The sequence below is a fragment of the Xanthomonas sp. PPL134 genome, assembly GCF_040595915.1.
GTDB lineage: Bacteria > Pseudomonadota > Gammaproteobacteria > Xanthomonadales > Xanthomonadaceae > Xanthomonas_A > Xanthomonas_A indica.
Genome location: NZ_JAMDLL010000002.1, coordinates 300316 through 320852, shown reverse-complemented (window position 1 = coordinate 320852; position 20537 = coordinate 300316). Strand labels below are relative to the sequence as shown.

Below are 20537 nucleotides of genomic sequence, written 5' to 3'. Positions count from 1 at the left end.
GGTTGGGGCGTGCACTGGCGCGATGCGCGGGATGGCGCGCAGTCGCTGTGGGGCAAGTGCGTCATTGCGAAGCGCGGGTCTGGTACGCGATGCCGCGTGCGTTCGTCCGTCCTCGCGCAGCGCCTGCAATCGCTCGCACACGGCGCCTGTCTGACGTTGCACGCCAACGCTGGCAAAACACGTTGCGCTCAGGCGCGATTTGCAAGAATTCCCGCTTCGTTGATGGAAGAGTCCGCGCATCGATGCGTCCGCAACACGATTCAGCCGCGTCCCCGCCTGCGCACGCGAGCGCAGATCCCGAAGCTGCCACGATTCTGTGGCGGACCACCGTGCCCGGCGTGGCCGCCCATCGACTCTGGCTGGACGAGCGGACCGGGCAGGTGCTGGTCGCGGATGGATGGGGCGTCAGCTTCGGCGCGCTGCGGGTGCGCGCGCTGTCCATGGCGACAGGCGACGAAGTGGCGTCGGTCGCCCTCGGCAACCAGGCGCGGGCCTTCGCCAGCGACGGCGAGGGCAGCGTGCTGGCGGCCACCGAGACCAAGCTGTTCCGGCTCGAGGCCGGCACGCTGAGCGTCGCGGAAAAATGGACGTCGCGCATTCCGCGTTACGTCGACCGCCTGCTGCCGCTGCACGGTCATGTGCATGCGGCCAATGCCCGCTCCGCACAGCTCAGCGCCATCAATTTGGCGGATGGCAGTGTGCGGCGCAGGGCGCTGGCGGAGGAACTGCAGCTGCACGCGACGCCCGATGGCAAGATCCTGGTGGTGGCGGCCGAGGGCAGCCTGTGGCTCGCGGAGCCGGGCCTACCACGGCCGCCCAAGCGCATCGCGCGGACGCCGCCGATCTGCCAATCGGCGATGGACGGACAGGGCCGCCTGTGGCTCTCGCTCGGGCCCGGCCGCATTGTCGACGGCAACCGCGTGTCGTGGGCGGCACCGACCACGAGCGCCGGCGTCATGGACCCGCCGTACACGTCGGTGACGGAGATCGACCTCGGCACCGACTTCTGGAACATCGCGGTCACCCGCGATGGCCGCATGCTGACGGTGGCCGCCACCACGGCGACGACGGGCGAGCAAGCGCGGCATGTCCAGACGGGTGTCGCGTCCTTCCGCACCGACGAGTGCGCGCCACACCGCTGGGTGCAGGCGCCGCCGGCGTTCGAGATCGCGCTGATGTGCCCGGACGCCGGGCGCGCATTCGCCACCCGAAACCTATGGCGCAGCGCCGGCGATCCGGAAGTGTCCGAATTGATCTGCCTGCAGTTGTAGCGACTCTTCCTTGCCGAGGCCGGGCAGGCGACGGTGGAGGAACTGCATGTGTGAGTCCAGTCGAACAGTTGATCCACACCCAGCAAAAGGCGCATGGCGGGAGATGGCCGGATGTGCCTCCTGTGGGAGGGACTTCAGTCCCGACTGCATGCTGCCTGGGGAGACATCCGCGCTTCGTTCGTCGCGACTGAAGGAGCCTCCGATCACGACAGGGCGCCCGCGTAGGAGCGGCTTCAGCCGCGACAGCTACGCACGGGCTGCCTCGTCGCGGCTGAAGCCGCTCCTACGAGACAGGACGATCCCGGGCAAAACGGGGTGTTGGAGATGCTCCGAAAGGCGATCACAGCCCAGTCGCACGCCGCCGCCATTGCCTACAGCGGCAGCAGGATGTTGCTGAGCTTCCAGCGCAGGCCGTCGCGGGTGAACACGAAGGGCACCGCGGTGCCGTCGGCCGTGTGCACGGTAGCGACGAAGCGCGTGGTCGATTCGAAGCGGTGTTCGGCCTGTCGCAGCGGTTGCGGCGGACGCGGCGCGGCGTAGGTGTCGCCGCCGACGGTGTCGCCGCTGGCGCGTTTCCATAGCGCGTCGCCCTGCATCAGCGCGCCGATGCCGGCCGGGGTGACCAGCGCGTCCACGCTCATCCCACCGAGGCCGCCGGCCAGCGACAGCAGCGCGCCGCCGAACAGGCTGGACTGCAGGTCGGGTCCGGCGCGGCGTACCAGCGCATCGTCCACCTGGGCCTTGAGGTTCACCCGCAGGGTGGGGAAGTCGACGTAGCGCTCCAGCGCCGCGGCATCGCGCTCGCGCAGCGCCTGGTCGATGCCGCGGATGGCCAGGTACGGCCCCGCGACGACGTAGCCGCCGAGGGCGAACAGGGCGAGGAACAGCAATGCCAGCCATTTCTTCATGGGATGTCCTCCGGTCGCGTAGGAGCGGCTTCAGCCGCGACGGGCGTCGACGGGAATGCCTGTCGCGGCCGAAGCCGCTCCTACGAGAAAACGCTGCCGTTCTAGAATTCCAGGTCCAGCGCCGCGCACAGATAGTCCACGAACGGGCCCAGCGTCTGCAGGTCGGCGGCGATCTGCGTGCGCAGCCGCGGGCCGGTCATCGCCGCATCGTCGAGCTGGCGCCAGAACACCCAGTTCTTGTGCTTGAGGTCGTCGATGCACTCGAAGTCGGCCGGGAAGCCGCGCGGCGGCCGCACCAGCATCTCGCTTTCCTCGAAGTCGAAGCGGCGGCGCAGCGCCGGCGCGTGCGCGGCGGCCTTCCAACTGCCGGGATTGTCGAAGATGAACTGGCGCACCTTGCGCTGCGTGTCCGGTTCCGGATGCCACAGCCCGGCGCCGACGAAGCTCTCGCCCGGCTGCAGGTGGATGTAGAACGAGGGCGCCGGCACCTGCTTGCGCCGCTCGTGGAACAGGCGCGCGCCCTGCCAGGTCTTGTACGGCGACTTGTCGTGGGAGAAGCGCGCGTCGCGATGGATGCGGAACAGCGAGCCGCCGACGCCGCGCGGATCGGCGCGGAAGTGCTCGCTGACCTGGGCCAGGTCCGGCTGCAGGTCGGTGATCAGGCGCAGGAACGGCTGGCGCACGTGTTCTTCGTACTTGTGCCGGTTGTCGTTGAACCAGGCCTTGTCGTTGTGCCGGGCCAGGGCACGCAGGAACTTGAAGCTGGCGTCGCTGAAATAGCTGGTCATAGGCTGCGTTGCAGGTCGTGGCCCCAGGCGGCCAACTGGTCGAGCAGGGCTTGCTTGGTAGCATCCTGCGAGTGAGCCAGGCGTAAATCGGCCAGCTCCGCATAGAAGGCGTCGAAGCTCAGTTCGGACAGGCCGCTGTCCTGTTGCAGGCGCTGCCGCCGGTAGTCGTCCCAGCGTGCCTGCTCGGCGATGGACAGGCTCTGCGGCCAGTTGCGCGCGCGGTAGCGGAACAGCAGTTCGGGCAGGCGCGGATCGCGGAACTGGCCTTCCAGCGCGGCCAGTTGCGCCGGTGGGCTGGCGCGCACCTGGGCCATGGCGCGCTTGTCGCCGTCGGCCAGGAAGCCGTCGTACAAGGAGGCGTCGACATCGGTCGGCACCGCGGCACGCTCGCTGGCGAACACCCGCCGGACCTTCTCCGCCAGCACCGGGCCGGCCTCGCGCAGGCGCGCGGCCTTGGCCAACAACTGCGCCGGGTCCAGCTGCAGCCGGGCGAAGTCCGCCTCGCGCAGGTGCGCCCAGGCGACCAGCGCCGGCGCCTTGTTCAGGTGCACTTCCTTGAGTGGGATGCGCTGTTCGCCCTCGGGCAGGTCGGCCTGCGGGGTGTACAGGCGGTCGGCGATCTGGTCAGGCGTATAGCGCAGCAGCGGCTCGATGTCGCCTTCCAGGTCGAACACCAGCACCCGGCTGTCGATGCGTGGATGCCGCGCCAGCGGCAGCACCGGTGCCGCGCACAGGCGCGCGGCCGGATAGCGCATCGACACGTGCAGCACCGGCTGCATCGCCACCGCGTCGAGCAGGCTGCCGCAGAAGCGCTTGTCGCGCAGCTTCAGCGCGTATTCCCACAGCCGCGGCTGGCTGCGGCGGAAATGCCGGGCCATGCCGATGGTGGCGTACACGTCGGACAGCGCCTCGTGCGCATCGCCGTCGCGCACGCCGTTGGCCAATGCCAGTTGCTCCAGCTTGAACGAGGTGGCGCCGTCCTCGCGCTGTGGCCAGACGATGCCCTCCGGGCGCAGTGCGTGCATCAGCCGCAGCATGTCCAGCAGGTCCCAGCGCGAGTTGCCGTTGCGCCACTCGCGTTCGTAGGGATCGTAAAAATTGCGGAACAGGCCGTGGCGCACGAACTCGTCGTCGAAGCGCAGCGAGTTGTAGCCCAGCGTGCAGGTCTGCGGCCGCGCCATCTGCTCGGCGATGCGCGCGAACGCCTCGGCTTCGCTGACGCCCTCGCGCAAAGCCTGCTGTGGGGCGATGCCGGTGATCAGGGTGGCGACCGGCGAGGGCAGCAGGTCGTCGGCCGGCTTGACGAAGAAACTGATCGGCTCCTCGATCACGTTGAGGTCGGCGTCGGTGCGCACCGCGGCGAACTGCGCGATGCGCGTGCGCCGCGGATCGGCGCCGAAGGTCTCCAGGTCGTAGAAGAGGAAGCTGTCGGGCATGACGAGTCGAATGGTGCGGGGCAGGCGAGGCGCGGAGCGCGGATGCTTGTGTAGGAGCGGCTTCAGCCGCGATGGGCGTTACCGGGAATGCTGTCGCAGCAGATCGCCCCAGACCAGGGAGAGCCGCTCCTGCGGAAGACCGGGTGCCCGCACAGGGTACGCCGGTTCAATGCGCCCCCTCCAGCGGCGCCAGCCGCGCGTGCACGATGCGCTCCAGCCACTGCCAGTCGATCCGCGACAGATCGCTGTGGCCCTGCGTGGCCTGGACCAGGATGTCGCGCTGCACCTCGCTGCGTTCCAGCGCCTGCGCGTACGGCGTGCGCAGGAAAGTGACCATGGTGTAGTGCGGCACGAAGCGGGTCGGGTGCCGCGCCTGCAGGGCCTGGCCGAGTTCGCGCTGCAGCAGGAAGCCGGCGTCGCCGACGCGGTCGCGCATTTCCACGTAGTTCTCCAGGGCCATCTGCTGGATCGCACCGGCATTGGGCTTGCGTTCGGCCTCGAAGGCGGCATAGGCACGGGCCAGGTCCGGCTCGCGCTGCAGGTGCGCGGCCAGCGCCGCGCAATCCTCGAACGCGCAGTTCATGCCTTGCCCGTGGAACGGCACCATCGCGTGCGCGGCGTCGCCCAGCAGCACCGCGCGGCCGTCCAGGTGCCAGCGCTCCAGGCGCAGCGTGCCGAGCAGGCCCGGCGGGTGCTGTTCCCAGTGCTCGGCCAGTTGCGGCATCAGCGGCAGCGCATCGGCGAAATCGCGCGCGAACAGCGCCAGCGCCTCCTCGCCGTTGCGCACGGTGGCGAAGCTGGGCTCGCCCTTGTTGGGCAGGAACAGGGTGACGGTGAAAGTGCCTTCGTGGTTGGGCAGGGCGATGCACATGTAGTGCCCGCGCGGCCAGATGTGCAGTGCATTGGGTTCGATGCGGAAGCCGCCGCTGGCGCTGGGCGGGATCTCCAGTTCCTTGTAGGAATGATCGAGGAACTCGATGTGTTCGGCCATCGGCGCCTTGCGCTGCATCGCCGCGCGCAGCGCCGAGCCGGCGCCGTCGGCGCCGATCATGCTCTCGAAGCGGATGTCGTGCGGCTGGTCGTCGCGGTCGTCGATGAAGCGCGCGTAGCCGGCGTCGAAATCCACCGTGTGCAGGCGCCGGTAGAAGTGGATGCGCGCGCCGGCCTGCTCGGCCAGTTGCAGCAGGGTGATGTTGAGATCGTTGCGGTGCACCGACCAGATCACTTCGCTGTCGTCGCGGCCGTAGCGCTGCAGTTGCTGGTGGCCGTCGGCGAAATGCACCATGCGCCCGCGCATCATCACCGCCTTGGCCATCACCGCGGCATCGGCGCCGGCCTGGCGCAGCACGTGCAGGCCGCGTTCGGCCAGCGCCAGGTTGATCGAGCGGCCGCGCTCGTAGTCGTGCACGCGCGGGTCGCCACGACGCTCGTAGACGGTGACCTGCCAGCCCTGGCGCGAGAGCAGGATGGCGAGCAGGGAGCCGGCCAGGCCGGCGCCGATCAGGGTGATGCTGCGGGGGGATGCGTTCAATGCGGTGTCCGGAAAGCGCGGCCGCGGGCCGCGCGAAGAAGGCTGGTCAGACCCCGGCCCAGGTTTCCACTTCCTCGACGAAGCGGTAGACGTCGCGGTAGCGGTTGTACAGCGGCACCGGGCTGATCCGGATCACGTCCGGTTCGCGCCAGTCGCCGAGCACGCCCACCGACTGCAGATACTCGAACAGGGCGCGGCCGCGCTCGCGGCCGCCGGCCACGCGCAGCGACAGCTGGCAGCCGCGTTGCGCCGGGTCGGACGGGGTGATGATCTGCAGGGTGTCGGCCAGGCGGGCGCGGATCAGCGTCTCCAGGTAGCCGGTGAGCTGCTGCGACTTCTGCCGCAGCGCGTCCAGCCCGGCGCGTTCGAACAGGTCCAGCGAGGCGCGCAGCGGCGCCATGCTCAGGATCGGCGGGTTGCTCAGCTGCCAGCCGTCGGCGCCGGGTGCGGCGACGAACTCGGGTGCCATGCGGAAGCGGGTGCGCTTGTCGTGGCCCCACCAGCCGGCGAAGCGCGGCGTGTCGCCGTGGCCGTGGCGCTCGTGCACGAAGGCGCCGGCGACCGCGCCGGGGCCGGCGTTGAGGTACTTGTAGTGGCACCACACCGCGAAATCCGGCGCGACATCGTGCAGGTGCAGCGGCACGTTGCCGATCGCGTGGGCCAGGTCGAAGCCGACCGCGGCGCCGGCCGCGCGCGCCAGCCGCGCCACCGCGGCCAGGTCGAAGGCCTGGCCGGTGCGGTACTGCACCCCGGGCCACAGCACCAGTGCCAGGCGCGGGCCGTGCTCGGCGATGGCGTGCTCGATCGCCGCCAGCGACACGGTGCCGTCGGCGCCGTCGGGCTGCACTTCGATCAGGTCGGTGGCCGGGTCGAAGCCGTGGAAGCGGATCTGCGAGGCTACTGCGTGCTGGTCGGAGGGGAACGCGCCGGCCTCGATCAGGATCGCCGGGCGCTCGCGGGTGGGCCGGTAGAAGCTGACCATGAGCAGGTGCAGGTTCACCGTCAGCGTGTTCATCGCCACCACTTCGTGCGGATGCGCGCCGACCAGCCGCGCCAGCGGCGCAGCCAGCAGTTCGTGGTAGGTCATCCACTGGGTGTCGCCGTTGAAATGGCCTTCCACCGCCAGCGAGGACCACTTGTCCAGCACCTCCTGCACCGCGGCGCGCGCCCCGCGCGGCTGCAGGCCCAGCGAGTTGCCGACGAAGTAGGCCTGGTCGGCGCCCTGGTGCTGCGGGAACAGGAACTCCTGGCGCAAGGCGCGCAGCGGATCGGCGGCGTCGAGGGCGATGGCGTGCTGGCGGGACAGGATCTCGTTCATCGGCATTGGGTTCCGGGAAGCAGGGCGAGAGTCTAGAACGTGGGTGATGACCTGAGGTGACTGTCCGGCGGCGTGGCGCTGCGGCGGGCTGCGCGCTTTCCGCGCCGCCGGCATGACAGGCCTGCGCCTTCACCCGCTGCGCTGCGCGCCCACCGGCGGCGGTTCCTTTGCGGCCGCCGCGGCCGGCAGCAGCGCACTGCGGACCAGGTGGCTGAGGGTGCCGATGCTGTCGGCGACACGGTCGCCGGTATCGGCCAATGCCGCCAGGGCGCCGCCGTCGCTGCCGTCCTGCAGGTGCGCGGCCAGCGCCTCGGCCAGGCGCCGCTCGTCCGTGCGCAGGCTGGCCTGCGGCGGTGGGGTGCCGGTGCGCAGGCCCTCGGCCAGCTCGGTGAGCGCGGCATGCGCCTGTTGCCGGAACTGCTGCAGTTCCGGCAGCGGCGGCAGCGGCGGCGCATCGCGCAGCACCGCTTCCAGCGACAGCGAGGCGCGGATCAGCCGGTTGCCGTTGGCCAGTACCGATTCGGCCAGGGTCAGCTCGCGCAGGTTGCGCTTGCGCCGCGGCTCGCCGCGCAGGCGTTCGATCGAGGCCTGCGCGTTGGTGCGCGCGGTCCGCGAGGCCGCGCGGGTGTCCGGCAGCGCCTGCAGGCGCCCCTCCAGCACCGCGTCGAGATGGTCGCGGTAGGCGAGCAGCAACTGCGCGAGGATGGCGCGGATGTGCTTGCGTTCCCAGGTCGGCCACAGCGCATAGGCCGCCAGTGCCAGCGCGCTGCCGAGCACGGTGGCCTGGATGCGCTCGCCGATCGCCTCGCCCGGGGCCATGCCCTCGAACGACAGCAGCAGCACCAGCATGCCGGTCAGGCAGGCCACGCCGAGCCCGTAGTTGACCTGGGTCAGCAGGCGGAAGCCCAGGCAGAACACGGTCAGCAACAGCAGCCGCACCACCGCCCCGTCCATCACGAAGTGCGCCAGCACGGTGGCCAGCAGCAGCCCGGCGAAGGTGCCGGCCACGCGCAGCGCGCCGAAACTGAGGGTGCCGCCGAAATCCGGTTTGAGCACGATCGCGGTGGTCATCGGGATCCAGTAGCCGTGCGGGATCGCCTGCCAGCGTGCGAACAGCACCGCCAGCGCCAGGCACACGCCGCAGCGCAGCGCATGCCGGAACGCGACCGAGGACAGGTTCAGGTTCGCCCGCAAGGTCTGCAGCGGCGCCAGCGGACGCAGCGCCGCCGGCAGCCGCGCCTCGGCCAGTTCGGCCTGGATCTCGCCGCGGCTGCTGGCCCAGCGGCCGTTGCGGACCAGTGCGCGCAACTGCCCGCCCAGGCCCTGCGCACGCGCCACGGCGATGCGCAGCAGGCGCCGTTCGCGGGTGTCCTCGGTCTGCGCCTGCACCTGCGCCAGCGCGTCGATGAGATCGTCGAACCCGGTCATCGAGGCATTGGCCGCGTCGGGATCCTCGGCGCCGTCCAGCGCGTGCGCAAGCTGGTCCAGCACCACCGCGCTGCGTTCGAGCACGCGTTCGATCGGCAGCCGCGCCGGCGACGTCGCCTCCAGGCGCCCATGCAGATCGGCCAGCGTCAGCAGCTCCAGCCGCGCGCGTTCGCACAGTTCGGCGATGACCCGGAACGCCTGCACCGCACGCCCGCGCGAGCGGTGTTCGCCATGCAGCATCACCATCGCCTCGAGCACCGCCTCGGTGGCCGGCGGCGCCGCGGTTGCGCTCGGCCGCTGGCGGGCGAGGCCGGCCAGTTGCCGCATCAGGTCGGCCAGGGCGAAGCGCTCCGGCCGGTAGCGCTGCAGCGGCCAGGCCGCCAGCGCCATCAGCATCTGCAGCACGCCGCCGGCGAAGATCAGCGTGGCTACGCCGACGCTCTGCAGCGGCGGCAGGCGTACGTCGGCGCTGACCACCAGCAGGATCATGCTGGTCAGCCCGACCCGCGCCGCGACCGGGCCCAGCGCCACCAGCAGGCCGCCGCCCAGGCCGAGCAGCAGGGCGCTCAGCGCCAGTGCCACCGTATGCGCGCCGATCAGCATGCCCAGCAGCGCGGCCACGCCTGCTGCCAGCGCCGCCATCAGCATGCGCTGCATCCGCGCCCGGTACGGGCCGGGTTGGTCGGAGAACATGGTGTTGAGCGCGCCGGTGGACACTGCCAGGCCGAGTTCGGCATGGCCGGCGGCCACGCCCAGCGCCAGCGGCGCGACCACCGCGGCGGTGTTGCGCAGGGCCACGCGCACCGGCACGTCGCGCGGCTTGAGCGCGATCAGGCTGCGCAGCATCGCGATCCGGAACGGTGCGGGCGCAGGACGGTCACGGCGCGGCGGCCGCCGGCGGCCGCGGATGCACGTGACCGCAGCGGGCGCAGGTGCGCAGCGCTTCGGAGGCGTAGAAGCGCGCGAACACCGGCGGGAAGTCGGTCTCGATGTCCTGCAGCGGGAAGTAGGCTTCGTACAGCAGGTGGTTGCAGTGCGCGCAGTACCACAGCAGGCCGTCCTGTTCGTGCGGCAGGCGTCGCCGTTCGATCACCAGGCCCACCGAGTCGGGCCCACGCTGCGGCGAGTGCGGCACCTTAGGCGGCAGAAGGAAGGTCTCGCCGGCGCGGATCGGGATCTCGCGCACCGCGCCGTCCTCCTGGATCTTCAGCACCATCTCGCCTTCGAGCTGGTAGAACCACTCCGGGCCTTCGTCGTAGTGGTAGTCGCTGCGCGCGTTCGGCCCGCCGACCACCATCACGATGAAGTCGCCGGCGTGGATGCACTTGTTGCCCACCGGCGGCTTCAGCAGGTGCCGGTGGGCGTCGATCCAGGCGTGCAGGTTGAGGGGGCCGGGGAGCATGCGGATCCTAGCGGGGAATGACGGGGCCGTGCGCGCCGCTCAGCGGTCCTCGCGGTCCTGGCTGATGCGCGCCAGGGCGGCATCGTAGCGCGGCGCCAGGTCGTCGATGCGGTCCAGTTCCATGCCCAGGTCGTGCACGCGGCCGTCGCGCAAGCTGTAGACCCAGCCGTGCACGGTCAGTTCCTGGCCGCGCGCCCAGGCGTCGAGCACGATCGAGGTGCGGCTGACGTTGACCACCTGCTCGAGCACGTTGAGTTCGCACAGGCGCGCGTGCTGCACGTTGAGTTCGCCGGCCTGCTGCAGGCAGTGCTCGTGCTTCTCGGCCACGTCGGTGACGTGGCGGATCCAGTTGTCGACCAGGCCCAGCCGCGCACGGGTCAGGCCCGCGTGCACGCCGCCGCAGCCGTAGTGGCCGACCACCAGGATGTGCCGCACCTTCAGCACCTCGACCGCGAACTGGATCACCGACAGGCAGTTCAGATCGGTGTGCACGACCACGTTGGCGATGTTGCGGTGGACGAACACTTCGCCCGGCGCCATGTCGATGATCTGGTTCGCCGGCACCCGCGAATCGGAACAGCCGATCCACAGGTACTCCGGCGTCTGCTGCTTGGACAGGCGACTGAAGAACTCGGGATCCTCGCGATTGATGCGTTCGGACCAGGAGCGGTTGTTGTCCAGGAGTTGCGCGATTTTGCTCATAGCCCGGCATTATCCCAGAAGCCCGCGGCCGGTGCGCAGCCCGGCGCGGCGCACCGGCATGCACGCCGGCGCGCCGGATCGCCGCGGCGCCTCAGTGCGCAGGCGCCGCCGGATCGGGCTTTTGCCGATCCCGCCGCCGTGCACCGCTGCGCAGACTTCCTCCACGCCCACCAGCGGGCACCAGCGGAGGAACCCATGGCCGACTTCAACGCATTCTTTCCGACCCTGCTCAAGCACGAGGGCGGTTTCGTCAACGACCCGGTGGACCCGGGCGGCGCCACCAACAAGGGCATCACCCTGGCGACGTTCCGCGTCTACGCCAAGAGCCTGCTGCAACTGGAGCCGACCCTGGACAACCTGCGCGCGCTCACCGACGCGCAGGCCGGGGTGATCTACAAGACCTGCTACTGGAACGCGGTGCACGGCGACGAGATCGCGCTGCAGCCGCTGGCCAACATCCTGTTCGACTTCCAGGTCAACGCCGGCAGCAACGCGATCAAGCTGCTGCAGCGCGTGCTCAACGCACAGACCCCGACGCTGAAGCTGCCGGAGGACGGCAAGATCGGCCCGGCCACCCTGGCCGCGCTGAAGGCGGCGGACCAGCGCGATCTGTACGCGCGCTACAAGCAGGGCCGTCGCGACTACTACCAGCGCCTGGTCGCGGCCCGGCCGCCGCTGGCCAAGTTCCTCAAGGGCTGGCTGGCGCGCACCGATTCCTTTCCCGACCTGAGTTGAGCGCGCGCGCGGCGCATGCCGCCGATCCGCCGCCGTCGCCGACGGCGGCCTTCTTTCCCCAGGAGCGACCATGGCTGGACCGACCGCATTGAACGACCTGATCGAAGCGCTGGCCGGCGCGGTGATCGAGGCGCAGGACCGCATCGAGCAGCACCAGATGGCCAACCTCGGCGACTACTTCGACGAGTTCCACCGGCCCAAGAGCGTGATCATCCGCCTGCCGTCGCAGCACCCGCAGGCCGCCGAAGGCGACGAGGACTACTACCGCGCGCCGCTGCTGCCGCTGGTCTCGACCAATGTGCTGCGGATCAAGGACGTGGAGATCAGCTTCGATGCGCAGCTCGGCGACCTCGGTGGCCTGCAGTCGGCCGACGGTTTCTTCGCGCCGGAGCCGCCCGGCCCGAAAGCGGCCTGGCAGGCCAAGCGCACGGCCACCCGTTCAAGCGTGCGCGTGGATACCAGCGCCAGCGCGCGGAGCCAGCGCCAGAGTGCCGTCCACGTCGTGCTGCGCGTGGAGGGGGCCGAACCGACTGACGGAGCGGCCAGATTGCTCAACCATCTGGCGCAGACGCAGGGCGTGTTCAAGACGGTCATGGCCGACAAGCCGGACGTCGCGGGCACGGACGATGTAACCAATCCCACCAACTAAGGAGTCACTGCAATGGCTGACGAACTCGTCAACATGTCAAGTCAATTCAAGGGTCTGCCGATGGGCGACCTGATCGGCGGACCGCTGGATGCGGCCTGCGACGCACAGGTCAAGCTGGCCCGCGCCACCGCCGATTTCATCCGCGTCATCGGCTTCCTGCCGCCGACCGATCCCAAGGATCCGCAGGGCACCGGCGCGACCCGCACCGCCAGCTTCCGCTTCAAGCGGCCGGTCGACGACCCGGACAAGGCCGGCGGCATCGCCGAGGAAGAGGTCGAACTGGAAGTGCCCCTGCTGGCCATCGTCAACGTGCCCAGCCTGAGCATCCAGACCGTGGACGTCACCTTCGACATGGAAGTGAAGTCGTCCTTCTCCTCCAAGGAAAAGACCGATGCGGCGGCATCGATGTCGGCGGACGTGGAATACGGCTTCGGCCTGTTCAAGGCCAAGGTGCACATCCAAGGCTCGGTCTCCACCAGCAAGGAGAACACGCGCAGCTCGGACAACTCGGCCAAGTACCACGTCTCGGTGCACGCCGCGGACAAGGGCCCGCCGGAAGGCCTGGCGCGGGTGCTGGACATCCTGCAGACCGCGGTGGCGCCGCGCAAGATCGGCAAGCCGGTTGCAGTCACCCCGTAATCCCATAGCGGTCCGTTGAACCATCTCGTCGGGGAACTCGTCAACGATGTTCGACCTTACTGAAGTCAAGTTCGTCAAGCGGGTCGTGGTCGGTAGCGACAACCCGACGCAGATGCAATCGCCCGAGCAGATCGAAGCGGCGCGGGCCTTGCTCAACCGGTGCCTGAGCGATTCGCCCAAGGGCGCGATCATCGGTACCGAGAAGAATTTCGCCGTGCTGCAGATCGGCGAGCACCAGGTGGTGATGCAGTGGCTGTGCTACCACGTGGGGTTTCCGCGCAAGCCCGGCTGGCTGAAGGACGAGTGATGGCCAGGTTGCGCTGCGAACTTGACCTGCTGCTGCAGGGGCTGTCGGCGGCGCTGCTGGACGCGCAGCGCCGGTGCCGGGCCCGCCATGAGCAGGCCTTGCGCGCCTGCTTCGGCGCCGCCGAGACCGTGCAGGTGGTGACGGAGGAAGCCGAGCCGCCAGCGTGGCGGATCCCGTTGTGGCAACTGCGCGCCTGGCAACTGCCGCAGATCGGCGAGCTGGCCCTGTCCTTCGACGTGGAACTGGACGTGGTGGAGATGCCGGACGAGGCGCCGCGCCTGCTGCTGCAGGTGTTGCCGCGACGGCCACGGCGGCCGGGCCACCGCCTGCAGGTGCTGTTCCGCGGTACCCACACCCCGGTCGGCGAAGTGCTGTTCGACGGCCAGCTGCTGAAGCTGTGGCACCTGTCCGAACCGGCCGCGCCGCACGATCCCGCCCAGGAGACCGCACATGCGTAGACACGGCTTTCTGCTGTCCCGGCACGACACCGACCTGTGGTGCCGAGAACTGCACATCGACCTGCGCTCGCTGGCCCGCGCGCAACGCTTGCGCCGGCGCCGACGCCGGGCACTGTGGCTGCTTGCCGTACTGTGCCTCGTGGCGGCCGTCTTGGCGCTGCTCTGGCGCGGTCTGTCCTGACCGTGCCGTCGTTTTCCTTTCGTATCCAACAGGAGAGTCGCATGCGTATCCGTTCGCGTGGTGTTGCGCGTTTCCCGCTCTGGCTGGCGCTGTGCCTGGCCATGCCGTTCGCCGCCGGCGCCGTGCCGCAGGCGCCCACGCCGGCCGCCGCGGCCAGCGCCGAGGCGCTGCCGGCCGGCGAATGGAGTGGCACCCTGGCGCTGGACGCGCAGCGCCTGGCAACGGTGCGCCTGGTCCAGCGCGACGGCAAGACCAGGCTGATGTTCGGCTCGCCGCTGAACTGCACGCTGCTGGTCAAGCTGCAACCGGGTGGCGCCTTCGCGCTGGACTCGATCAATGGCGGTGCCTACTGCGACAAGCTGATGGGCAAGTCGCTTCGCGTGCAGCGCAGCGGCGACGACCTGCGGCTCACCGTCGACGGCAAGGACCTGCCGGTGGTGCTGCATAGCGATCCGGGCCAGCCCAGCCCGCTGCAGGGCAAGTGGCGCGGGATGGTCCGCCCCGAGCGCGGCGATCGGGACGTTGCGGTGGAACTGAGCGTTGCTGCGACGCCGCAGGCGCCGGGCAACCCCACGGTGCAACTGCGCTACGGCGCGCCACGCGAGTGCAGGGTGCAAGGCCGCTACCTGGGCATGCGCGAAGCAGACGCGCTGTATGCGCTGGACATGAACGATCAGGGGATCTGCGCGCGATTGAGCGACGGCCAACTGACCTTGCGCGCAACGCCGGATGGACACGTCGAACTGCAGATCATCGACCGCACCGGGGCGCGTCGGGAACGCGCACTGCTGGAGCGCGCGCCCACCAACCCGTAATCCGCCGCGCGCAGGCGCCGGCCACCGTGTCCGTCCAGGAGTGATGCGATGAACGTCTGGATCAAGGCGCTGGCCTGTGCGCTGCGGCGCCGGTTGACCGCTGCCCGCAGTGCCGGGCCGCGCCTGCCGCCGCCGGGCATCCTGCCGCAATTGCGTGCGGAGTGCGAAGCGATGGCGCGTTACGCGCTGGAGCACGGCATGGCGGTGCCGCCGGAACTGATCGCGCGTCTGTCGGTGCTGGTCGGCACCGGTTCCGCGGAGGGCGCGGCCGACGATGGCGAGATCGAGCCGCGCGCGCACGAACTGGCGGTGACCCATCGGCGCCTGGCGCAATTGATCCGCCCGGCGACGCCGCAGGCGGTGTTCCTGCTCGATGCCGAGCGCCGCCGCCCGCACTGGGCCACGTTGCTCGGCCCGCTGCCGCTGGTGCGCGCGCTGACCGTCACGTCGCTGCTGTTCCTTTTCCTGGTGGTGGCGTCGGCGCTGTCCAGCAAGGTCAGCGCGGACAACGTGCGCCTGGGGTTCCTGGATTCGTCCGGCAGCGTGCTGCTGTGGAATGCGCTGTTCCTGCTGTTCTGCGCCGGCCTGGGTGCCTCGTTCTCTTCGCTGTTCCAGGTGCATCGCTACGTCGCCGACGCCACCTACGATCCCAAGTACGACGCCTCCTATGGCGCACGCATGATCCTGGGCCTGATCGCCGGCCTGATCCTGGTCGAGGTGCTGCCGCCGGATCTGTTCGAGAGCGGCAGCATGCGCAGCTTCGGCAAGCCGACCCTGGCGATGCTGGGCGGCTTTTCCGCCACCGCGGTGTACCGCCTGCTGCAACGCCTGGTCGATTCCATGGAAACGCTCGTGCGCGGCGACACCTCGGCGCAGGCGCAGGCCTCGCTGGAAGTGCAGCGCGCCAGTAACGACACCGAGCGCATGCGCTGGCAGGGCGAACTGGCCGCGCAGTTGATGGCGCTGCAGCAGTCGATCGCGGCCGGCACGCCGCCGGCGGCGATCCAGCAACGGCTGGCCGAGTTCGCCCGCGCGATGCTACAGGTGGAGGCCGCCCGGCTACCGCCACCCTCGGCGCCGGCCGACTGACGACGTCGCCGAGACGTACGCAGCGCACCCGGCCTCAACACCGATTGCGTCGCAGGACTTCGTTCTGCGTCACAGCGCGAGCGCGCTAGCACAGGATTCTGTCTACGAGGCTAGACGAATGCGGCAATTCGCACAATTTCAGCCCTCCTGCTCGCCCATATCAGCCTGAAGCCGATGGCTGCCATAGCGCAGCGTGACAAGCTGAGGACGTAACGCAAGCGCAGGTTCAGCGCTGTCGCATCGGTTGAAAAAAGGGGCGCGTCGCACTGCAGGGGACGCGGGTTGCCGCGCGGTCGCGCGTTGGGAGTTCCATTGCCAACACAGGTAGAGAATGAACACACGTATCGTGATTGCCGCCGAACGCAGCATCGTGCTGGAGGGCATGGTGGCCCTGCTCAACAACACGCCGGACATCGACGTGGTCGGCCATGCGGTCGACGGACTGGAGTGCGTGCAACTGGTGACCCGACGGCAGCCGGACGTCGTGCTGATGGACGTGATGCTGCCGGGTCTCAACGGCATCGAGGCCACCCGCCGGCTGCTGCAGCGCAGCCCGCGCAGCAAGGCGATCTGCATCGCCGCCTCCGATGCCGCGGCCAACGTGCGCGCGGCCATCGACGCGGGTGCCAAGGGCTACCTGGCGCGCAATAGCACCTTCCACGAACTGTTGCGCGCGATCCAGCAGGTCGGCAACGACCAGTTGTACATCAGCCCGCAGCTGTCGCAGTCGCTGGTCAGCGAGTACCGCTGTCCGCCCGGCGACACGGTCTCCGCGTACACCCTGCTGACCTCGCGCGAACGCGAGATCGTGCAGTTGCTGTCCGAGGGCCTGTCGACCAAGGAGATCGCCGCGCGCCTGCACATCAGCGTCAAGACCATCGGCACCCATCGCGAGCACATCATGCTCAAGCTGGGCATGCAGAGCATCGCGCAGTTGACGCGCTATGCGATCCGCGAAGGCCTGTCGCCGCTGGAGGGCGGGCGGGCCAGTGCGCGCCGTGCCGAGCACGACCGGCAGGGGCCGGCCAGCCGCTGCGGATGAGACGGCGAACGCCACGGCGGCGCGGCCGTGCGGCGACGGCGCAAGGTGCAGTCAGTCCTGCTGCAGGGCAGTGAGGTTCAGTCCGGGCGGCGCGCGTGCATCAGCGCCGCGATGGCCTGCGCACCGGCGCCGGCCTGGGCCTGCAACGCCTCGCGCACCGCGGCCTGGTTCGCCGGCGGATGGTTCTGGCTGAGCTTGAACTTCAGGTCGACCCGCTCGACCTCGAGCCGGAAGCCGACAATCCCGCGCAACTGGCGCCGGTGCGCGTCGTTGTCCGGCTCGTAGCGCCAGTCGCTGCCCAGCGCACGCTCGTGGTGTTCGCTCAGCCGCGCCACCACATCGGCCAGCAGTGCTTCGTCGTCGCTGGCGTGCAACTGCCCGTGCAGGTGCGCGGTGGCGTAGTTCCACGTCGGCACCCGCGCCATCGCCGCCTTGTCCGGGTACCAGCCCGGCGAGACGTAGGCATGCGGGCCGTGCACGATCAGCAAGGCCGGCCCGACGTGCCGCGCCTGCGGGTTGGCCCGTGACCAATGGCCTTCGACCAGGATGCGCGCGCCGTCGCGCCGGTACAGCACCGGCAACGGCGTGGCGCAGGGCAGGCCGTCGGCGACGGTGATCAGGGTGGCGAACGGGTTGTCCGCGATCAACGCGTCGAGCGCACCCAGGTCGTGTTCGGCGAAGGCGGGTGGAACATGCATCGCCGGCTCAGGCGCGTGCGCCCAGGGTCTGGGTCATGCGACCGCGCAGGCCGGCGTCGTCGTCGGCCTGCGGCGGCGACACTTCGCCCAAGGAGAAACCGCGCGCCCGCGCATCGTCCTCGTCGAGGCCGTCGAAGGCGACGAACTCGGCGTCGAACAGCGCCGCGCGGGCGGTGTCCTCGCTGTCGTAGCTGAGGGTGTTGCCGTCGCTGTCCAGCACCTCGGCGGTGCCGGCCGCGCGCACGCGCAGGCGTGCCCACACCAGCAGGCGGCCGAGACTGGCCAGGTACCACTGATCGTGGGCGGGGGAATCTGAAGTCATGGGATCACCAGGGAAAGCAGCCAGAGCAGGGCGGCCATGCCCAGGCCGAAGAAGATGGTCAGCAGCGACAGCCAGGCCGGCGTCGCCAGCCCGGACAGGCCGCGGTCGCCGAGCGGACGGTAGCGCCGCGCCAGCAGCCAGCCCAGCGCTGCCGGCTTGAGGAAGGCGCCCGGCCCGAACGCCGCCACCAGCGGCGGATGGCGGTCGCGGATGTGCACCAGGGTCAGCGGCCAGAAGATCAGGAACGCGCTGGCCCCGGCGATCGCCACGCCGACGAAGCACAGCGCGAAGAACAGGATCATGGCGCGCGCTCCCCGGCTCGCCTCAGAACTCGGCGCTGCCCGGCGCGCGCGGGTAGGGGATGGCGTCGCGGATGTTGCTCAGCCCGCACACGTACACCACCAGGCGCTCGAAGCCCAGGCCGAAGCCGGCGTGCGGCACCGTGCCGTAGCGGCGGAAGTCGCGGTACCAGCCGTAGTGCTGCGGATCCAGGCCGAACTGCAGCATGCGCGCATCGAGCACGTCCAGACGCTCCTCGCGCTGGCTGCCGCCGATGATCTCGCCGATGCCGGGCGCCAGCACGTCCATCGCCGCGACGGTCTTGCCGTCGTCGTTCAGGCGCATGTAGAAGGCCTTGATGTGCTCGGGGTAATTGGTCACCACCACCGGACGGCCGACGTGCTGCTCGGTCAGCCAGCGCTCGTGCTCGGTCTGCAGGTCCAGGCCCCATTCCACCGGGAACTCGAACTTCTGCCCGGACTTCTGCAGCAGGCCGATCGCGTCGCCGTACTCGATGCGCTCGAACGGCGAGTTGATGAAGGTCTCCAGCTTGCTGATCGCGGTCTTGTCCACGCGCTCGGCGATGAACGCCAGGTCGTCGGCGCGCTCGTCCAGCACCGCGCGGAACAGGTACTTGAGGAAATCCTCGGCCACGCGCGCGTCCTCGGCCAGGTCGGCGAAGGCGATCTCCGGCTCGATCATCCAGAACTCGGCCAGGTGGCGGGTGGTGTGGCTGTTCTCGGCGCGGAAGGTCGGGCCGAAGGTATAGACCTTGCTCAGCGCCAGGCAGTAGGCCTCGACGTTGAGCTGGCCGGATACGGTCAGGAAGGTTTCCTTGCCGAAGAAGTCGCGGCCGAAGTCGACCTGGCCGTGCGCGTCGCGCGGCAGGTTGGCCATGTCCAGGGTGGAGACGCGGAACATCTGCCCGGCGCCTTCGGCGTCAGAGGTGGTGATGATCGGCGTGCTGATCCAGGAATAGCCGTTGCTGTGAAAATAGCGGTGCACCGCCTGCGCCAGGCAGTTGCGGATGCGCGTCACCGCGCCGAACAGGTTGGTGCGCGGGCGCAGGTGCGCGACCTCGCGCAGGAACTCCGGCGACATCGGCTTGGGCTGGATCGGGTAGGTCAGCGGGTCCTCGACCCAGCCCACCACCTCGACCGCGCTGGCCTGGATCTCGTACGACTGGCCCTTGCCCTGCGACTTCACTAGCACGCCCTTGGCGATCAGCGAGCAGCTGCCGGTGAGCCGCTTGACCTCGTCGAAGTTGGGCAGCGCGTCGGTCGCCACCACCTGGATCGGGGCGAAGCAGGAGCCGTCGGTCACGTTGATGAAAGCCAGTCCGGCAGATCCGCGCAGCGTGCGCACCCATCCCCGCACCGTGACTTCGCCGCCTTCCGGGATCTTCCCGGCCAGCGCATGTGCAACGCTCACCACCGTCATGACTTGAATCCTCGCCGCAGCGACTCGATATGGAAGGGGCAAGTGTACTGGCTGGAGCGCAGCGCTTGCGAGGCGTGGCGGCGATCGGCCGCCGTCCTCCCTATAATGATCGTTCGCAGTCGCCGGAGTCGTTGCCATGGCCATCCGTCTCACCCCCGTCGCCCACGCCCGCGTGCAGCGCTTCGTCGCGCAGACGCCCGGTGCGCTGGGGTTGCGTTTCGGCGTGGAGCGCACCGGTTGTTCCGGCTGGGGCCACGTCACCGACCTGGCGCGCGAGGCGCGTCCGGACGACGCCGTGTTCGAGCAGGACGGCGTGCGCATCTACGTCGATGCGACCAGCCTGCCGCTGGTGGATGGCACCGAGATCGACTTCGCCAAGCAGGGCCTGGGCGAGACCTTCGTGTTCCGCAACCCGAATGCCACCGCCGAGTGCGGCTGCGGCGAGAGCTTCACCACCGACGCTACGCACGCCACCGCGCCGTGAGCGTCGCCGCGCCGGCCAGGCGGCCTCCATCCCGCCTCCCGCCCCGGCACCTTGCCCGCAGCGGCACTTCTGCGCCATAATGTGCGGCTTCCTGCCTTCCCGGCAGGAGTCCTTGCCCCACCGCCGTCGCACCGCGGGGGGCTGTCCGGCCGCAAGGCCACATCCGAAAGGTATACACCATGAGTCGTCATTACGAAATCGTGTTCCTGGTCCACCCGGACCAGAGCGAGCAGGTCCCGGCCATGATCGAGCGCTACAAGTCGCTGGTCGAGAACGGCAAGGGCACCATCCACCGTCTGGAAGACTGGGGCCGCCGCCAGCTGGCGTACCCGATCCAGAACCTGGTGAAGGCCCACTACGTCATGCTGAACATCGAAGTGGACCAGGCCGTGCTGAGCGAGCTGGTCGAGAGCTTCCGCTTCAACGACGCGGTGCTGCGCCACCTGGTGATCAAGCGCGACGGCGCCGACACCGAGCAGTCGCTGATCATGAAGAGCAAGGACGAGAAGGCCGACAAGCCCGAGCGCGGTGAGCGCCGTCGTCGCGACGACGAAGAGGGCGATGCGCCCGCCGCCGCCACCGAAACCGACGGCGACGCCGCCGAAGCCGCCTAAG

The 20537-nt window shown here is 69.7% G+C and carries 24 protein-coding genes; 12 read left to right on the top strand and 12 right to left on the bottom strand.

The window, feature by feature from the left end:
* Nucleotides 1-242 precede the first annotated feature (242 nt).
* Complete coding sequence (locus M3U25_RS07010; protein WP_355496953.1) at nt 243-1271, top strand: hypothetical protein; 1029 nt, start codon at nt 243-245, stop codon at nt 1269-1271.
* Between the two features lie 371 nt (nt 1272-1642).
* Here the strand turns inward: M3U25_RS07010 and M3U25_RS07005 are convergent, their stop codons facing one another.
* The 8 genes from M3U25_RS07005 to can all read right to left on the bottom strand — a co-directional run bounded on the left by M3U25_RS07005 (nt 1643) and on the right by can (nt 10784).
* Nucleotides 1643-2179: a DUF2939 domain-containing protein gene (locus M3U25_RS07005; protein ID WP_160948258.1), complete on the bottom strand. Its 537-nt coding sequence runs from the start codon at nt 2177-2179 to the stop codon at nt 1643-1645.
* Nucleotides 2180-2280: 101 nt separating this feature from the next.
* On the bottom strand, nt 2281-2967 hold the full coding sequence (locus M3U25_RS07000; protein ID WP_242160406.1) for a DUF2461 domain-containing protein: 687 nt from the start codon (nt 2965-2967) through the stop codon (nt 2281-2283).
* Nucleotides 2964-4403 carry an exodeoxyribonuclease I gene (sbcB, locus tag M3U25_RS06995; protein WP_355496958.1) on the bottom strand — a complete coding sequence of 480 codons (1440 nt, stop codon included), beginning with the start codon at nt 4401-4403 and terminating at the stop codon, nt 2964-2966. Before sbcB ends, M3U25_RS07000 begins: the two co-directional genes overlap by 4 nt.
* A 166-nt stretch (nt 4404-4569) precedes the next feature.
* Nucleotides 4570-5934 (bottom strand): NAD(P)/FAD-dependent oxidoreductase, encoded by a 1365-nt coding sequence (locus M3U25_RS06990; protein ID WP_355496961.1) that lies wholly within the window; start codon nt 5932-5934, stop codon nt 4570-4572.
* 46 nt (nt 5935-5980) lie between these two features.
* Nucleotides 5981-7252, bottom strand: coding sequence for a kynureninase (gene kynU, locus M3U25_RS06985; RefSeq protein WP_355496964.1), 1272 nt, complete (start codon nt 7250-7252; stop codon nt 5981-5983).
* A 129-nt stretch (nt 7253-7381) separates the two neighbouring features.
* Nucleotides 7382-9526, bottom strand: a complete 2145-nt coding sequence (locus tag M3U25_RS06980; protein WP_355496967.1) for an FUSC family protein — start codon at nt 9524-9526, stop codon at nt 7382-7384.
* Between the two features lie 31 nt (nt 9527-9557).
* Nucleotides 9558-10082: a 3-hydroxyanthranilate 3,4-dioxygenase gene (locus M3U25_RS06975; RefSeq protein WP_160948264.1), complete on the bottom strand. Its 525-nt coding sequence runs from the start codon at nt 10080-10082 to the stop codon at nt 9558-9560.
* A 39-nt stretch (nt 10083-10121) separates the two neighbouring features.
* Nucleotides 10122-10784 carry a carbonate dehydratase gene (can, locus tag M3U25_RS06970; RefSeq protein ID WP_355496970.1) on the bottom strand — a complete coding sequence of 221 codons (663 nt, stop codon included), beginning with the start codon at nt 10782-10784 and terminating at the stop codon, nt 10122-10124.
* 195 nt (nt 10785-10979) lie between these two features.
* On the opposite strand from can, the gene M3U25_RS06965 reads away from it, so the two are divergent.
* The 9 genes from M3U25_RS06965 (at nt 10980) to M3U25_RS06925 (ending at nt 16699) form a co-directional block, all read left to right on the top strand.
* A complete protein-coding gene (locus M3U25_RS06965; RefSeq protein ID WP_242160400.1) occupies nt 10980-11519 on the top strand; it encodes a glycosyl hydrolase 108 family protein in 540 nt (179 codons plus the stop codon).
* A gap of 70 nt (nt 11520-11589) precedes the next feature.
* Complete coding sequence (locus M3U25_RS06960) at nt 11590-12168, top strand: DUF2589 domain-containing protein (protein ID WP_355496975.1); 579 nt, start codon at nt 11590-11592, stop codon at nt 12166-12168.
* A gap of 12 nt (nt 12169-12180) precedes the next feature.
* Nucleotides 12181-12807, top strand: coding sequence for a DUF2589 domain-containing protein (locus M3U25_RS06955; protein WP_242160399.1), 627 nt, complete (start codon nt 12181-12183; stop codon nt 12805-12807).
* Nucleotides 12808-12853: 46 nt separating this feature from the next.
* Nucleotides 12854-13114: a hypothetical protein gene (locus M3U25_RS06950; protein WP_242160398.1), complete on the top strand. Its 261-nt coding sequence runs from the start codon at nt 12854-12856 to the stop codon at nt 13112-13114.
* Complete coding sequence (locus tag M3U25_RS06945; protein ID WP_355496980.1) at nt 13114-13572, top strand: hypothetical protein; 459 nt, start codon at nt 13114-13116, stop codon at nt 13570-13572. Before M3U25_RS06950 ends, M3U25_RS06945 begins: the two co-directional genes overlap by 1 nt.
* On the top strand, nt 13565-13753 hold the full coding sequence (locus M3U25_RS06940) for a hypothetical protein (RefSeq protein WP_355496983.1): 189 nt from the start codon (nt 13565-13567) through the stop codon (nt 13751-13753). The genes M3U25_RS06945 and M3U25_RS06940 overlap by 8 nt, the downstream gene beginning before the upstream one ends.
* A 41-nt stretch (nt 13754-13794) precedes the next feature.
* Nucleotides 13795-14568: a hypothetical protein gene (locus M3U25_RS06935; RefSeq protein ID WP_355496986.1), complete on the top strand. Its 774-nt coding sequence runs from the start codon at nt 13795-13797 to the stop codon at nt 14566-14568.
* 48 nt (nt 14569-14616) lie between these two features.
* On the top strand, nt 14617-15657 hold the full coding sequence (locus M3U25_RS06930; protein WP_355496989.1) for a hypothetical protein: 1041 nt from the start codon (nt 14617-14619) through the stop codon (nt 15655-15657).
* 331 nt (nt 15658-15988) lie between these two features.
* Nucleotides 15989-16699: a response regulator transcription factor gene (locus M3U25_RS06925; RefSeq protein WP_160948272.1), complete on the top strand. Its 711-nt coding sequence runs from the start codon at nt 15989-15991 to the stop codon at nt 16697-16699.
* A gap of 77 nt (nt 16700-16776) precedes the next feature.
* Here the strand turns inward: M3U25_RS06925 and M3U25_RS06920 are convergent, their stop codons facing one another.
* Genes M3U25_RS06920 through asnS form a run of 4 tightly spaced genes read right to left on the bottom strand, consistent with a single transcriptional unit; the run spans nt 16777 to nt 19438 of the window.
* On the bottom strand, nt 16777-17397 hold the full coding sequence (locus M3U25_RS06920; protein WP_355496992.1) for an FMN-binding negative transcriptional regulator: 621 nt from the start codon (nt 17395-17397) through the stop codon (nt 16777-16779).
* Between the two features lie 7 nt (nt 17398-17404).
* A complete protein-coding gene (locus M3U25_RS06915; protein ID WP_010342525.1) occupies nt 17405-17719 on the bottom strand; it encodes a hypothetical protein in 315 nt (104 codons plus the stop codon).
* Nucleotides 17716-18021 (bottom strand): hypothetical protein, encoded by a 306-nt coding sequence (locus M3U25_RS06910; RefSeq protein ID WP_160948275.1) that lies wholly within the window; start codon nt 18019-18021, stop codon nt 17716-17718. The genes M3U25_RS06915 and M3U25_RS06910 overlap by 4 nt, the downstream gene beginning before the upstream one ends.
* A 22-nt stretch (nt 18022-18043) precedes the next feature.
* Nucleotides 18044-19438: an asparagine--tRNA ligase gene (asnS, locus tag M3U25_RS06905; protein ID WP_355496997.1), complete on the bottom strand. Its 1395-nt coding sequence runs from the start codon at nt 19436-19438 to the stop codon at nt 18044-18046.
* A gap of 136 nt (nt 19439-19574) precedes the next feature.
* Here asnS and M3U25_RS06900 point away from each other — a divergent pair, with 136 nt between their 5' ends.
* Nucleotides 19575-19922: an iron-sulfur cluster assembly accessory protein gene (locus tag M3U25_RS06900; RefSeq protein ID WP_242160390.1), complete on the top strand. Its 348-nt coding sequence runs from the start codon at nt 19575-19577 to the stop codon at nt 19920-19922.
* Nucleotides 19923-20101: 179 nt separating this feature from the next.
* Nucleotides 20102-20536, top strand: a complete 435-nt coding sequence (gene rpsF, locus M3U25_RS06895; RefSeq protein WP_010342529.1) for a 30S ribosomal protein S6 — start codon at nt 20102-20104, stop codon at nt 20534-20536.
* Nucleotide 20537 lies beyond the last annotated feature (1 nt).